This is a genomic window from Streptomyces sp. NPDC050704 (assembly GCF_040654355.1).
GTDB lineage: Bacteria > Actinomycetota > Actinomycetes > Streptomycetales > Streptomycetaceae > Streptomyces.
In genome coordinates this window covers 1-14,437 of sequence record NZ_JBFAHW010000100.1, presented here as the reverse complement: position 1 = coordinate 14,437, position 14,437 = coordinate 1, and the positions used below count along the sequence as shown (strand labels likewise).

At 69.5% G+C, this 14,437-nt stretch carries 11 protein-coding genes and 1 pseudogene; 4 read left to right on the top strand and 8 right to left on the bottom strand.

Annotated features, from left to right (window positions below; genetic code table 11):
- Positions 1-84: 84 nt before the first annotated feature.
- From AB0I18_RS39255 to AB0I18_RS39245, 3 genes are read left to right on the top strand one after another with little or no spacing between them, the layout of a single operon-like run.
- Positions 85-3,576 (top strand): CHAT domain-containing protein, encoded by a 3,492-nt coding sequence (locus AB0I18_RS39255; RefSeq protein WP_363110512.1) that lies wholly within the window; start codon positions 85-87, stop codon positions 3,574-3,576.
- A complete protein-coding gene (locus tag AB0I18_RS39250) occupies positions 3,573-4,139 on the top strand; it encodes a hypothetical protein (protein ID WP_363110511.1) in 567 nt (188 codons plus the stop codon). Before AB0I18_RS39255 ends, AB0I18_RS39250 begins: the two co-directional genes overlap by 4 nt.
- Positions 4,140-4,141: 2 nt before the next feature.
- Positions 4,142-5,122, top strand: a complete 981-nt coding sequence (locus AB0I18_RS39245; RefSeq protein ID WP_363110510.1) for a hypothetical protein — start codon at positions 4,142-4,144, stop codon at positions 5,120-5,122.
- Here the strand turns inward: AB0I18_RS39245 and AB0I18_RS39240 are convergent.
- The 7 genes and pseudogenes from AB0I18_RS39240 to AB0I18_RS39210 all read right to left on the bottom strand — a co-directional run bounded on the left by AB0I18_RS39240 (position 5,085) and on the right by AB0I18_RS39210 (position 12,930).
- The gene (locus AB0I18_RS39240) at positions 5,085-5,759 is read right to left on the bottom strand and encodes a polyprenyl synthetase family protein (RefSeq protein WP_363110509.1); all 675 of its coding nucleotides are present in this window, start codon (positions 5,757-5,759) and stop codon (positions 5,085-5,087) included. The two genes, AB0I18_RS39245 and AB0I18_RS39240, sit on opposite strands and share 38 nt — an antisense overlap.
- A gap of 361 nt (positions 5,760-6,120) precedes the next feature.
- Positions 6,121-7,518 (bottom strand): FAD-dependent oxidoreductase, encoded by a 1,398-nt coding sequence (locus tag AB0I18_RS39235; protein WP_363110508.1) that lies wholly within the window; start codon positions 7,516-7,518, stop codon positions 6,121-6,123.
- Positions 7,519-8,191: 673 nt separating this feature from the next.
- On the bottom strand, positions 8,192-9,502 hold the full coding sequence (locus tag AB0I18_RS39230; RefSeq protein WP_363110507.1) for a hypothetical protein: 1,311 nt from the start codon (positions 9,500-9,502) through the stop codon (positions 8,192-8,194).
- 143 nt (positions 9,503-9,645) lie between these two features.
- Positions 9,646-10,842 carry an MAB_1171c family putative transporter gene (locus AB0I18_RS39225; protein WP_363110506.1) on the bottom strand — a complete coding sequence of 399 codons (1,197 nt, stop codon included), beginning with the start codon at positions 10,840-10,842 and terminating at the stop codon, positions 9,646-9,648.
- 3 nt (positions 10,843-10,845) lie between these two features.
- The gene (locus AB0I18_RS39220) at positions 10,846-11,403 is read right to left on the bottom strand and encodes a toxin-antitoxin system, toxin component (RefSeq protein ID WP_363110505.1); all 558 of its coding nucleotides are present in this window, start codon (positions 11,401-11,403) and stop codon (positions 10,846-10,848) included.
- 368 nt (positions 11,404-11,771) lie between these two features.
- Positions 11,772-12,298: pseudogene (locus AB0I18_RS39215) on the bottom strand (IS701 family transposase); the annotation flags it as partial.
- 137 nt (positions 12,299-12,435) lie between these two features.
- The gene (locus AB0I18_RS39210; RefSeq protein ID WP_363110504.1) at positions 12,436-12,930 is read right to left on the bottom strand and encodes a GNAT family N-acetyltransferase; all 495 of its coding nucleotides are present in this window, start codon (positions 12,928-12,930) and stop codon (positions 12,436-12,438) included.
- Positions 12,931-12,965: 35 nt separating this feature from the next.
- Here AB0I18_RS39210 and AB0I18_RS39205 point away from each other — a divergent pair, with 35 nt between their 5' ends.
- Positions 12,966-13,238, top strand: coding sequence for a transposase (locus AB0I18_RS39205; protein WP_363110533.1), 273 nt, complete (start codon positions 12,966-12,968; stop codon positions 13,236-13,238).
- Between the two features lie 246 nt (positions 13,239-13,484).
- On the opposite strand, the gene AB0I18_RS39200 is transcribed toward AB0I18_RS39205, so the two are convergent.
- Positions 13,485-14,207, bottom strand: a complete 723-nt coding sequence (locus AB0I18_RS39200) for a hypothetical protein (RefSeq protein ID WP_363110503.1) — start codon at positions 14,205-14,207, stop codon at positions 13,485-13,487.
- Positions 14,208-14,437 lie beyond the last annotated feature (230 nt).

Here is a 14,437-nt window from a genome sequence, read left to right as displayed (position 1 = left end):
CGCATCATCCGATCTTCAGCAACGTACCGGTCTTGTTGTGGAGTTGACAGAGCGTCGGGGATGATGAGACGCGTGGGACGCGGCGTGCGACACCTTCTGGGCCTGCCTGCAGGCGTGCTGCTCGGCTTCACGGGCTGGGCCGAGGCGCTCCAGGACGACGCGGCGGGACGCGTCCTGTTCGTCGTCTCAGCCGTCATGGCGGGCGTGTGGACACCCACGTTCGCCCTGGGGTACGCCGTCGTCGCCGTGGTCCGGCACGCCGACCCGATGGGGTGGGAGTGGTGGGTGTGGCCGGCGGCCGGTGCGTTCGCCGCGCGTCGGCTGGTGACCAGCGACGTGGGCCGGCGGGTGTCGCGGTGGTTCACCTATGAGCGTCGCCTGAAGGCCGAATTGTCCGGCGAGCCGGGCCGGCCGGTGGAGGCCTTGGGCCGGCTGGTGTCGGCGGTGTCGTGGCTGCTCGTCTGGTTGCCGCTGGCGGCAGCGGTGGCCGCGGTCGTCCTCGACCGGCCGGTTTCCCCGGCCGCCGCCCTGGGCGTGGGTGCGCTGGCGACGGCGGCGTGCTGGGCCGGCCGGGCCGGTACACGGGCGATGAGCCGCTACGACCGGCGTTGGTATCTGACGACGGACATCATCACCCACGTGCTCATGCTGCTGCTGGTGGTGGCAGGCGATCGCGACGCTCTGCCCGATGACGCGTCGGACATCGCCATCACCGTCTGCGCGATGATGCTGGTGCAGTTGATGGTCACCAAGTGGCTCAGCTGGCCGGTCCGGTATGTCTGGCCGTTCGCCCACGGCCTCGGGAGTATCACCAGCGGCACCGTATTGATCTATGCCTTCCTGGTGCAGCCGTCGAATGCGGCGGCGTACGCGTCCGCGGGACTCTCCGTGGTCGTCCTGGGGGAGCTGACCCGCCGGATCCCCGCGGACGCCTCGCCGCTGTGGTGGACCAGGGTGCTGTCCGCCCAGAACTTCCGCCGGGACAGCACCTCCTACGACGCCCATGTCGCCGAAGCCTGGCTGAACGACGAGGTGCGCAGGCCGACCGGACTGGCGTTGCCGCACACGATGGCCGCGCTGGCCGTCGTATGCCTGACCGGGAAGTACGGGAAGTACCACTGGCCGGAGTACGCGCGGCGCGGCTGGCCCCCGGCGGAGGCGGCCGTCGCCGAGGGGAAGGCCTGGCTGGACGCGGCCGAGGAACTGGTCGACGCGGCCGAGCCGCACGCGGCGGCGGACGTGGTCGCACGAGCGCGGGCCGACTGCTCGTTCAGCAGAGGGCAGGTGCTGGAGGCCGAGGCGGACTGGACGGGAGCCGAAGCCTGCTATCGCGTGGCCGCGGCCGGGTTCACCGACGCGGAGCTGCCCGACTTCGCCGCCCTCGCCCGGCTGTACCGCGCCCGCGTCCTGGCCGAGCGGCTGGACCGCACCGGCGAGGCCGCGGCCGAACGCGGGGCCATCGCCGCTGATACAGGGCTGCTGGCGCCGACCCGCCGGTGGGCGGGCGCGGTGCTGTCCACGAAGGACGAACCGGAGTACCGCGGACGGGAACGCGCCGCCGACCGGCCCCCGATCATCGATCTCCACAGTGCGACCCCGCCCTGGCCGCCACTCGTGTCCGCCGCGCCACCGTCCTCCGCACCGGCCGGGGACGGCGGGCCAAGACCGTCCCGGATGCCGGGCGACGGCCCGGCCCGGCGGCTGGTCGAGCGCGGCATGGACCGCTGGCGGCGAGGGCGTCACGTCGAGGCCGCCCAGGATCTGCGCGACGCCGCGAAGCTGCTGGAAGCCAACTCCCAGCAGCTGATCGCCATGGACGTCCTGATGGAACTGGCCCGGGTGCAGACGAAGGCCACCGCCCCGCGGGCCGCGTTCGACACACTGAGCGCCGCCCTGCGGTTGCAGGAACGCTTCCGGGACGAGGTCGTCGACGAGCAGCTGCGGGTGCGGATCAACGGCTGGTTCGAAGCGCTGCACACCCGGCAGATCGCCCTGCTGGCCACCGCGTCCGGGGCGGGATGGCCCGAGCGGCCCGCGCCGGCCGCCTTCGACCTGGCCGAGCGATCCCGGTCCCGGCTGCTCATCGAACAGCTCGGGGACACCACGGTCCTGCGCGCCGATGCCGTCCCGGCCGAGCTGGTGAGCCGCGAACGCGATCAGCTGGCCCGGGTTCGGCACCGGCGCGCGGCCATGGGCACCCCCGGCGAGCAGATCCAGGCGCTGGCCGCGTTTCGTGCCGCCCGCGACCGACTGGCGCAAACCTGGCAGGAGATGGCCGCCACCGGCGCTAGCGGCGCCGAGTACGCCCAGCTGCGCCGTGGCGACCCACTGAGCTTCGCGGAGGTCGAGCCGCTGCTCGGGCAGGCACTGCTGGCCGAGTACCACGTGACCGAGGACGCCGTCGTACTCCTGCTGGCGCGGTCGGGCGCCGTCGAGCCGACGCTGGTGCGGATACCGATCGGCCGCCCGGCACTGGCCCGTGCCCTGGGTGACCCGTCCGACGTGGCCCACCCCGCCGGACCGTACGACCAGAACACGCTGAGCACGCTGAGCCCGCTGGTCGAACCGCTGGTGCGGCACAGCTCGCCGGGCCAGGTGATCTGGATCGTGCCGCACGACCTGCTGCACGGTGTGCCCCTGCACGCGTTCGAGGCCGAGGAAGGACCGCTGGTGGAGCGCAACCCCGTCTGCTACACCTCCGCCGCCACCGTGATGCGGTACTGCCAGACCAAGCGCCGACCCACGGCGCACACCTCGGTGGTGCTGGCCGACTCCCGTGCCGAGCGGCCGTTGGCCCACTCCCGCGCCCAGAGCAGCCTGGTGTCCTCCCTGCTCGACCGGCCCCACCGGCTGGTCGGGCCGGACGCGACCGTCACCGGGATGACCGCGGCCGCCCGCGGTGGCGTGTCGGTGCTCCACATCGCCTGCCACGGCGAGTTCGACGCCGAACAGCCCCTACGATCCCGGGTGCTGCTCGCACAGGACGGCACGGACGACGGTCAGCTGACCGCCGAACGCGTCCTGGGCATGGCGCTCCCGGCAGACCTGGTCACCCTCAGCTCCTGCCAGAGCGGCCTCGCACACCGCAGGCCGGGCGACGAACTGTTCGGCCTGACCAGAGCCCTGATCTATGCGGGCGCCTCAGCCGTGCTGGTCAGCCTGTGGGCGGTGGACGAGGTGGCCACCGGGCTGCTGATGTACTCCTTCTACCGGGCGAGGAAGGCGGGAGAGGGCAAAGCCGCGGCGCTGCGCACGGCCCAGCTCGCGGTTCGGGACGCCACTCTCGATGACGTCGTCGCCTACTGCACCCAGGTCGGGGGCGAACACCGGGTGCTCGCCCGGGAGTTGGCCGACGCCCGGTTCCGTGCGGGAGACTTCGCCGCCGCAGCCGATGCCTACGCGGAGCTGCTCGACACCTCCGACGGTGACCCTCACGACGACCGGGAGCTCCAGGCAGCACACGCCAGAGCCGCACTGGCGCTGCGCGGTCATGCCGACGGACCCGACTACACCAGGAGAATCTATGCCCACCCCCGTCACTGGGCCGGATTCGTGCTGATCGGAGACTGGCATTGAGGCCCACGGACCCGGTCGCACAACACGCCGACCATGACATCGCCGTCCTGCCCGCCGAGCTGACCCCGGCCGAGGCGAAAGCACTGCTGACGGGAACCGGAGTGGTCGTCGCCGACGACGGCGGCGTGCTGGGCACCGTGACAGCCGCCGACCTTGCCGGCGCCGACGCGGACACCCTGGCCGTCTGGCAAGGGCTGCCCCCGGCGATCGAGGTGGACGCCGACCTCTCCCTCGCCGACCTGGTCAATTCTCCCGCCGTCACGCTCCTGCTGCTGGGGGTCCCGCGCCTGGTACTCCTGCGGGACGGCACGCCGGTCGCCGTGCTCGCGGTGCCGCGGGTGTCCGACTACCTCGCCTCGGGCGATCACCCGCTGCCCGACCACGAAATGGGCCCGGGTGCCCCCGCCGACAGTGCGCTGCCCGGCCGTGTGCGGCTTGCCTCGGCGCAGGTGGCCTGTGCGGAATGCGGCCACCGCAACGCGCTCGACTACTGGAATCCGCGCAGGCCACCGCGGTGCGCCAATCCCGATCGCCCTCCACACGACCTCACACTGGAAGGCTGATCGTGCTCACTGCCGTCGTCGGGGAGCCCAGCAGCCTGTTCGACCGCCGCTTCCTGCTCAATGCCCTTCTGCCGATCCTCATCACCCTGAGCCTGCTCAGCGCGGTGATCATCAGCACGCTCACCGATCCGGCCGGCATGCTGCGCGAGTGGAACAACCTCGACGCCACCCTGCGGGTGCTGGCCGGCACCGGCATGGTGACTGTCTCCGTGGTGCTCGCGGCTGTCGTCTCCGGACGCTCACAGTCGCTCATCCGCTGTTACGAGGGCCTGTGGCCGGGGCGGCTCGGCGACGCCCTGATGCTGCCCGGCCGCCGGCGTCACCGAAGGCGCGCTCGCCGTCTGGGCTTCGATCGAGCCGCCTCGGACTATCCGGCCGACCCCAGGGACATCATGCCCACCCGCCTGGGCAACATCCTGCGCGCCGCCGAGAGCTACCCACACGAACGCTACGGCCTGGACGCGGTGGTCACCTGGCCGCGGTTGTTCCCGCTGCTCCCGGACGGACTCACCACTGCCCTGGCCGCGGCCCGCGCGGAGATCGAGTTCCATCTGACGATCTCCGCTCTGGCGTCGTTCTTCGCCGTCGGCGCCGGTGGGTGGCTGGCCGCAGTCAACGGTCCGACCTGGCTGTTCCTCAGCTGCTACTGGGCCGGCGCCGCCTGCGCCTGGCTCACCTACCGCGGCGCGCTGGCGCCGGCCCGCTTGTACGGTGAACATGTGCGGGTCGCCTTCGACCTGTACCGGCAGGAACTGCTGACCCACTTGGGCATCGAGGGCGATGAACGTGAGCAGTGGGCCCGGCTGAACCAGTTCTGGTACCGCAACATCCCGATGGACACACCGCTCCTGCCGGAACCTGAAGACCCCGAGGACCCCGAGGACGACGTACCGGAGGTACCGTCCTGGCCGGCGATTCCACCACAACTGCTCACCTGGGCGTTGATCATCTCCAGTGGGCTCCTGGTGGGGTGGCTGCGGTGAGCCGAGCAACTCGGTGGCGGTACAGCAGAGTTGAGCAGCTGTTGGCGTACCGAACGCGAGCGGTGCAGGCCGGTGCCTGCGTTGACTGTCTGTCACGGTCTGCCATCGGCAGTGTGGTTGTCGTCCCTGGACGCAGGACGCTCGTGGTCCTGGTTGATCTGCTCGCCTCGCCGCGGAACGTGCTGATGTCCTCTTCGTAGAGGCGAAGGACGGCAGGTGCGAGCAGGAGGCCAGTCAGGGCCGATCGTGACGCAGCTGATGTTCTCGCGTCAGCGTGCAGATCCAGGATGCGCTCCCTCGATTCGAGGGGTGCTGCTTCCAGAGCGCACGCGAACAGATACGTCACCGTGCCGTTCGACAGGTCTTCGTTCCGTCCGGACGTGATGTCCTCTTGGTCATTGAAAATCTGCCACAGGATGCCGAACGTGCAGCCGAACTCCCGCCACAGCTCTATCCGTTCGGCCTCGGCACCTGCCAGTGCCGCAGCCATCGCCGTGATCATGCCGAAGGGTGCACCGGACTTCCCTCGATACGCCGTGACGACAGAGCCCCGGGTCGCATGGTCCACGTCCGCGCGCATGTCGCCCAGTTGTCCCTCGGCAGCAGTGATCGCGCAGTCCAGGATCTCAGCCGTCAAGGCACACCGGACCGACTCAGGGACCCATCGCGAGCCGAGAGCCTTCAAGGGGAGCACGTGTCCCGTGACAACGGCCGCCAGGAGCGCCTCGTGCGTGCTGGGGCCGGCGGGCAACTCCGCGGGCCCGTCGGCCAGGTCATCGAGGAAGCAGGCTGACGTCCACCACAGCACATGCACGGCGGACAGCGGGACGGCCGGCCTGGGGCTGCCCGTCTCGACGCCGTGCACCAGCAGCGGCAGTACCGACAGCGGGTACTTCATTCGCTTTCGCACATTTCGAACGACGCCGATCAGCCCCGCCTGAGGACACACAGCCCTACTTGAGAGCGGAATGGCCGGCTGTACCCAGCCAGGAGCAGGTTCAGTCAGCGGTGGCCGCGCGCTCAAGGTCTGTCAGCGGCGGGCCTTCCAGAAGCGGCTTCTTCCGGCCGAAGTAGACCAGGGCCAGCATGTCGGGCATGAGCAGCCGGGCGGGCGGTTTCTCCATGCTCATCACGTCCAGCAGGATGCGCAGGGCACGGGGGTTTCGCGAGCCGGCGTCGACGGCTTTGTCGACGAAAGCGGCGAGGGTTCTTTCGAGCCGGGTGGGCGGCTGATCGCTGGCGCCCGGGTAGAACACGTCCTGGCCCACCGCCAGGCTCCAGGCGTTCTCGACCGGGCGTGCTGCGGCTTTCTGAATGCGCCGGGCCGTGCCCGGTGCGTGGAGGTCCTGGTGCTGAAGGATGCCGCGCAGGGCGACGACACTCTGCGCGGCGGCACTCAGTCCGTGACCGTAGACGGGGTTGTACCCGGCGACGGCCTCGCCGAGGACCGCGAAGCCGTCGGGCCAGCGGGCGGCCTTTTCGTAATAGCGCCGCTTGTTGGCGGTGCTGCGGGTGGTGACCACGTCGGTTTCGGGTTCGGCGTCGGCGAGAAGCTCGCCGATGATGGGGTGCGGCAGCGTGAGTGCGAAGGGCACGAACTCCTCGTTGCTGCCGCTGGGTCGACCCCCGCGGGTGCCGGAGAGCGTCACCAGCCATCGGCCGCCTTCGATGGGGATGATGATGCCGCCCCGGCCGGGGTTCTGGCGGGGGTCGGCCTGGACGTTGACGATCGGAAAACCGCCGGCGGTGCTGCCGGGAGCACGGTAGGTCCGGCTGGCGTAGCCGACACCGGCGTCGACCGTGCGTTCGGCGACCGGGGGCAGGCCCAGGTGCTGCAGCCAGACGGGAGCGCGGCTGCCACGCCCGCTGGCATCGATGACCAGGTCGGCCGGAAGAGTGCTGTCGGTGTCGGCCGAGCGTATGCGGACTCCGGACACGCGCCGCGCACTGCCTTCCAGGGACAGCAGTTCGGCCTGCTGGCGCAGGGTGATGCGCTGATCCTTCAACACCCTGGCGCGGATCACAGCGTCAAGGAGATCGCGGCTGCACAGGAGATTGATGTGGCGGGCGTGGGTGAAGCGGCGGAACCACTGGCCTGACGGCGCCTTGGACACCAGGTCGGTCATGACGGGGGATCTGCGAGCGCCGCGGTCGACGAGCTGGTCGACGATGCCCGGCAAGAGCTTCTCGAGGGCCTTGACCCCGCCGGACCACAGCACGTGGGCGTGCCGGGCCTGCGGCAGCCCCTTGCGTGCCGCTGGGCCGTCCGGCAGGACGTCGCGTTCGATGACCGTGACGTCGGCGTAGTCGGCGAGGGCGGCGGCCGCGAGCATGCCCGTCATACCCCCTCCGATGACGATGGCGGTGCGTCGGCGGGCGGCGGTTCTCTCAGGCATGGGCGGTGACACTCTCTCTGTTGACCGCCCGCTGGCGCAGGCGTGAACGCGCAGGCGGCGCACGTACATGTGACCGCTGTTCAGATTGTGCAGGCTGAGACCGCGTTCGTCGCAATTGCCGGGACGGGCACAGCCGTTGAGATCGGCGACGACCAGGACGGTTCCCGTGCTCCGGCGTCGCCTCCTGCAGGGTTTGTGCCGGGCGCTGCGCTCGGCAGGCGACTCACGGGTTGGTTCCGTGGGCACGGGTGGGGTGGGAGCCGCGCCTGGTCCTCGGCATCCGGGCAGGAGTTGTCCTGGGCGGTGGCGCCCGACCATGCCGCATCCGTCGGGCGCGCGATGGCCCGCTGTACGCGTCGCGCCGGGCCGGGCCAGCGAATCCTGTCCTGTTTCAGTTCGTTGTCGAGAAGGCGGTCTCCCAGGGCCGCCACGGACATGCCCTGCCTCTAGGTCATCCCGGGAACGAGGTGCTCGATGGGCAGGGCGTCGCCGGACCACAGGACGTGAGCGCGCCGGGCCTGCGGCAATCCCTTGCGGGGTTCGGGTCCGTGGGGCAGGACGTGTCGCGCTCCACGATCGTCACTTCGTCGGCGAACCGGGCCGCGGAGGCCGCGGCGAGCGTGCCTGCCGGCCCTCTCCGATCACGACGGCACGGCGCATGCCGGCGGTGTGCTCAGCGGGCTTGGTCATGGTTCACCTTCTGCAGGGCTGCCTGGTGGCGGGCTTCAGCGACGATCGTGGAGGTTGCCAGGGCCTGGGAGAGGCCGACCATCAAATACGGCTCCGCGAGGGACTGGAGTCGGCCCGCGTCCGAGGGCACTTCGGCGCTCTCGTCGGTCGATACCCGCACACAGGCGGCTGCGAGCATCGCCGCGTCGCCGACGATCGCGGCGTGGTCCTTCGCCGACTGGCCGGACTCGTGGTCCGGGCGCTGTTCGTCGGCACCAGGTCCTCGGGGGCGCCCGCGGGTTCTGCGGAGTCGCTTTCCCGCCGCGGCGATCGTTGGCCGTGAGCCGGGCGGCGCCGGGGCCTTGGCGGACTGCGCGAGTGCTGCCTGGTAGGCGACCGTGCGTACCTCGTTGTCGAGGAGGGGATGGCACAACAGGACACCGTCGTGGATCGTCATCTCCCGCTGGGCCAGGCGGACCACGGGCCGATCCCACCAGTGGGTGTCGGCCTGGGTCGGTGCGCGCAGCTCGCGCAGTTCGGACCACAGGGGTTCGAGGAGCCGGTAGCGTTTCCAGGCGCGGACGTTGCCTGCCATCGACGGGCCGACGCGGGGCAGGGCGAAGCCGGCGGCGACGGTGACGCCGGCCACCGCCACCAGCGGCGGCGACACGCTGGTGGACAGAAAGTCCCAGTCTCGGCCCTGCCAACGGGCGGCCATAGCGGCGTACTTCGCCATCTGGTACGACAGGTCGAACATGGCGCCGATGACGATCAGGGTCAGGCCGGTGCGGGTCAGGCCGGATACCTCCCGGCGCCAGCTCAAGCACATATGTGCCAGGGTGACGCTGGCCAGGGTGTGAAAGACCAGGTACAGCAGGATCATTTCCCGCATGTAGGGCGTCGTGGCGTAGTAGGTGTCCAGGTCCCGGGTCCGTTCGACGGGCACGTCGGCCAGCGCGAAGAGGACCACGATGCCGATGGTCACGAGGGCGTAGACGCACACGACCAGGCGGGACGCCTGCCGTACCCGGTCAGCCGGCCCGCCCCTCCAGGTGATCATCAGGACCAGGTAGCCGGCGCTGAGTGCGGACATGCCGGAGTAGACCAGAGCGGCGCTGAAGTTCGCGATGCCGGTAAGGCTGTTGACGGCCCTGATGGTGGGAGGCGCCGACAGGATGCATACCAGTGCGCCGACCAGCAGAATCGAACTGCCGGCAGTGATCAGAGGGTCGAGCCAGGCCCCTTTGAGAGCCCAGAACTTGGGGACGGCGACCACCAGCAGAATGACACCCGGAATGTAGAAGATGTAGTCCACGGCTCACCGGCCTGCCATGACGACTGCCGCACCGCGCCCGGTCCCGCCCACGGGAGCAGGCAGGGACGCCCTGACGGTCAGACCCGAGCGGCGCTGTGGAGTGGGACGCACACGCGGATGACGTTGACGGACGGTCGAACTCATCATGTGGGGGATTTCTCGCCATCTTCGGCTGGGGAAGCCACAGGGTCCTCGCGGACGGCCGCGACGATCGGGGACGTGCGAAGTGCATTCGACACGCCGAGCAGTGCGCCGCGCGTCGACGGAACCTCGGAGTCTTCGGGACTGCAGAGGGCTTCCCCTGGAGCGTCCCGGCGGGTGGCCACGGCCGCAGCGGCGATCATCGCGGCACGGCCGATGTAGGCGGCCTCTTCGCCGGAATGGCCCGCGGCTTCGGCAGCCCGCTGGGCGCGCGAGCGGACGTCGTCGTCCAGAGATGCCCGAACGAGACTCAGCCCGTCCTGGATGCCCGCCTCACGACACGTCAGACGCATGTGAGGCGACGAATACCAGGGGATGGTCATCGCGAGGGGGGTACGGGGTGAGGCGCCGCAGAGTTCGCGCCACAGCGGCCCCAACCGCCGGTAGGCGGTCACGGCTCGCCCGGCCGAGACCAGCCAGGGCCCCACCAGCGGCAGAAGAAACCCGACCACCGCGCAGAAGGCACCCACGGCGCTGACAAGGGGGGCCAGGCTCGTGCTGAGCTGATCCCAGTCCCGGCCGGCCCAGCGGGCGCCCACCGCGGCCAGCTTGAGGGAACTGAAAGACAGGTTCAGCAGCCAGCCGACGACGAGAATCCACAGGCCGGCCCGCAGCCACCCGTGGACCTGCCGTGCCCAGCGCCGGCACAACACCGTGGTGACGAGCGCCGCGGTCATATGGGCGAGCAGATACAACACGATCATTTCGCGGATGAACGGAGTGGTGGCGTAGTAGGTGTCGAAATCGGTCAGGCGGTCCACCGGAGCGTCACCGAGGGCGAACAACACGACCAGCGTGGTGATGACCAGGAAGTATGCGAGCTGCCAGCGACGCGAAATGCGCCGCACATACGCGGGTGGGCCCCCACGCCAGTGGACGATCAGCAGCAGGCACGAGGCGCTGAAGGCGCTGACGTTCGCGTACACCAGTGGGCCGGAGAAGTTGGGGATCCCGGTGGCCTCGTTCACCGCTGCGATCGTGGTGGGAGCGGCGAGAACGAAGCCGGCGCCGCCCAGGGCGATCACAAGGCATACGGAGCGGACGAGCGGGTCGCGCCATTCCCTCACCAGCGCGGGGAGTTTCACGGCCAGGCCGACACACAGGGCGAACGCCGGTATGAAGTAGTTCGAAGCGTCCACAGTTCACCCCTGGTGGCGGCGGTGTCCCAGTGACATCCCGATACGCCCGGCAACGTGACCACGGTCCATGGGGCCGCTGTCGGGTGCACCTTCCAGCCAGACCCTGCACCGGGTTACCGCCAGCAAGGCGAATTCCTCGGCGTCGCGCTCTTCGCGCTCACTGAAATCTGTCCGCGCGGCCACCTTCAGCACCGCCGTTTCGAGATCGGGCACGTCGGCTCGCGCCGACAGCATCCGAGCGGCCACGGCCCGGCCTACGACATGGGTGCCGCAGTCGCCGTTGAGCATGTGCCAGACCTCGTGGAAGAGAATGCCCAATTGATGGAACGGTGTTCCTCGTCGGTCGACCACGATGACGTCGCGCGTCTCAAGGTCCAGCCACAATCCACTCGCGGTCCGGTGCGGGAACTCCTCCTTGAGCAGCTGGATTTCACGACCCCTGATCGCTTCCACGATGGTGATCAGCTCAGCGAAAAGCGCATCCGGGACCGCGGGTATGGGCAGAGTGAGGGCCCCGACCAGTCGGTCGCGAAGGCGCCTCATCTCCTTTGCTTTACGCACCGCTCTCCCCATGAACGTCAGGTGCGTGGAGCCCGCCGCACGGCGCCAACGCCCCACCCACTGCTTGCAGATGCGCCCGGCCGAAAGCAGGTCGGGTCATACCGGTCGGGCCTGAGCGAGCACCCCCTTGTCGGCCTTGCGCCGATCGGACGGCAGTTCGGTCAGGCTGACCAGATGAATATGTCAAACTCCGTGCCTCTTCGGCCATACGGAAATCTGCCCGTCGGCACATACCGAGGGGTGCAACTATGCCGACCAAGTCGGATAAACACGGATGAAAATCCCTGCGACCGGCCGCCGCAATGGCTGGAATTGGACATGCGTAACGAGCATCGAATGCTCTAGTTCTCCAGCACAAATCGTGATCTTCATGTCTGATTCGCGGCTTGTCGTCGGTAATGGCTGGCTTGGGGTCGGACCTGGTGGCGGTGTCGCCGGGCGGACAACGGCGAGGAAGGCGGGCGTGAGCGAGCATGGCCGGGGTGATCCAGCGGGACCAGGAGGTGTGGCGGCGGACTTGGCGCTCGTCGAGTCCGACCAGGCCGTTTCCGGACTGGAAGGTTTCCGCCACCGGGCACCTTGATCCAGCGACGCGGACCAGGGTGTTCAGCGGTAGTAGGCGAGTTCACCTGTGGTGCGGTTGCGGCCCGGTCAGCAACTGACGGCTGCCGGGACGGGGTTCGGCCAGGTCGATGACGGCCCAGTCGTAGAAGCGGTGCCCCTTGGCGCCAGCCCCGGCCCCGGCCGACAGCTTCCGCCAGGCCCTCTTGGGCACCTTCGCGGCCAAGGCATCCGCGCGGAACTTCCCCGCGCCGGTGGTGGCTTCATGTGAGCAGGCGACGGCGAGCACTCAGCCGACCCGGTGCTCTTCCAACGCGGATCACAGCTTTGGGTTGCCGCGGCGTGGCAGGTCCGACAGCAGCCCCAGCATCAGATCCCGTACCCGACACCTGCGTTCAGCCCGGGCGAACCGGCCGGCCATCCGGCTCATCAGGCCCTCGAACGCTTCCTGCCGGCGAGCAAGATCAGGGTCTATGGCTGGAGGTCGCGCTGGTACCAGGTGCCTGACTTGCCGCCGAGATCGGCCGGGGTGGCGGGGCCGACCGGGACGAACCCGGCCTTGGTCAAGACTTTCTGGGACGCGGCGTTGTCGTGGGAGGTGGCTGCCCGCAGTGTGCGCAGGCCGTGCATTGCGGTCGCGATCCGGCACAGCTCCCGGACGGCCGCGGTCGCCACCCCGCGGCCGGCGACCCGCTCCGCGACCCGGTAGCCGAGTCTGGCAGTGCCGTCCTCCAGGTCGTACAGGTTGAACCTGCCGAGTACCGAGCCGCCCTCGGCGACGAGCACGTAGAAGGCGCAGACGCCGGCCTCCTGCTCGGCCAGCGAGGCGTTGTACCAGTCGGTGAACCGGTCGAAGAAGTCGTCGCCGCGGTCGGAGACCGAGGCAGCGAAGTAGGTGCGGTTCGCCAGCTCGAAGGCCAGGACCGCCGGGGCGTGTCCGGCATGCAGCCGCTTCAGCTCGGGCATTGCGCGATTCTAGGCAGCTCGTGCACTGAGGCCACCTGAGTTTCCAGCAGTGGTCGGTGCTGGAGCCGTTGTTGCCGAAGGGAGCGAAGGCGGGGCGGCCGCCTGTCTGGCCCCGACGGCGGCTGATCAATGGCATACGGTTCCGGGTCCGGACCGTGTTCCGTGGCGGGACGTGTCCGTCGAGTACGGGCCATGGGGCCTGGCCTACGACCTGTTCCGCCGATGTCAGCCGGACGGCACCTGGCACCGGGTCCTCACCCGCCTTCAGTCACTGGCCGACGCGAAGGGTACGAGCGTATGGAACGTGAACGTCGACTCCACAGCGTGCTGCGCCCATCAACGTACGGCCGGGGCCCCATTACACCTGGCTGTTGAGCAAGGTCAGAAGCCCATGTCGACCGTGGTCACGGCTGGGCAACGTGGGGACTCGACGCAGTTCGAAACTGGTTGGAAAAGGTCCGCGTGCCCCGCATCGGACCGGACCGGACCGAGCCGGCCGCGCGTACGCCTCCCGAAGGAACCGGACCTATCTGCGTCGGCGCGAGATCCGAAGCCTAGGTCGAGTCGTCGCTGAGCGGGTCGCGAGAGGTGCCCGGGTCCGAGGCATGGCTGCCCTGGCCTTTGCGCCGCTGCAGGATGGTGTCGATCCAGTCAGCGACCATCTCGCGTTCCTCCTCGGACAGTTGGGGGGCGCGCGCGGCGATCCGGCGGAGCCCGTGGTGTGTGCGCAGCTTGGCGAGCGGATTCTCGTCGGCTTCGGCCTGGAGTTCGAGGTCGCGCAGGATGGGCTGGAGCGCATCGTTGAGGGCGGACTCCGGTTCGGCGGAAAGCCGGCCGTTGGGCTCGCCGAAGAAGAACCGCTCGATGCCGGCCTGGGTGGACGCGAGCGGACCGCCGGCCCGGGCCCCGCGCCGCTCCGCACCCTGCGCCGTACCCGTCCGGGTCACCGTGGTCGTCTTCTTGCGGCTGTTCACGAGATTCGACAGGGACGCGCGGGTGGCTCCGTAGGATTTGGCGATCTCCTCGTAGGAGTACCGGTCCCCGTCGGCGCGTCGTCGCGTCTCCCGAAAGTGGACGATCCGACAGATGATCCTGTCGGTGATGTCCTCCGCCGGCGGTTCCTTGCCCTCCAGGAGCGCTGTGACGACGTCCTGCGGGACACCAGTCGCGATCGAGAGTTGTGCTACGTCCAGCACGTCGTCTCGACCGCGCCCGTCTCCGAGGTGCGAGTCGATGCGGTTCAGGGTCTCGGCGAGCGCAGAGCGCGGATCTCTCACCGGCACGTCTCCTGAAGTCAGGTCGGGGCCCGCATGGGGGGATGCCCGAGACCATAGCTGCTGCCGTGGTCCGTCAACCAGACCGGCGGACAGTTCAATTGACGCATGGATACAGCAGTTGACATGAGTTGCCGTGAGTGCTGCTGCCCGTGCTCGTCCCCATGGCCCGCGGGATTCTGCGCGTGCTCCTGCTGACTGCCGCGGTGATGATGATGGTCGAGCTGGTGCAG

Bases quoted from the DNA above. Each gene is read 5' to 3' on its own strand.
- AB0I18_RS39235 (WP_363110508.1), bottom strand. From the start codon at position 7,518: ATGCCTGAGAGAACCGCCGCCCGCCGACGCACCGCCATCGTCATCGGA.
- AB0I18_RS39210 (WP_363110504.1), bottom strand. From the start codon at position 12,930: ATGCCCGAGCTGAAGCGGCTGCATGCCGGACACGCCCCGGCGGTCCTG.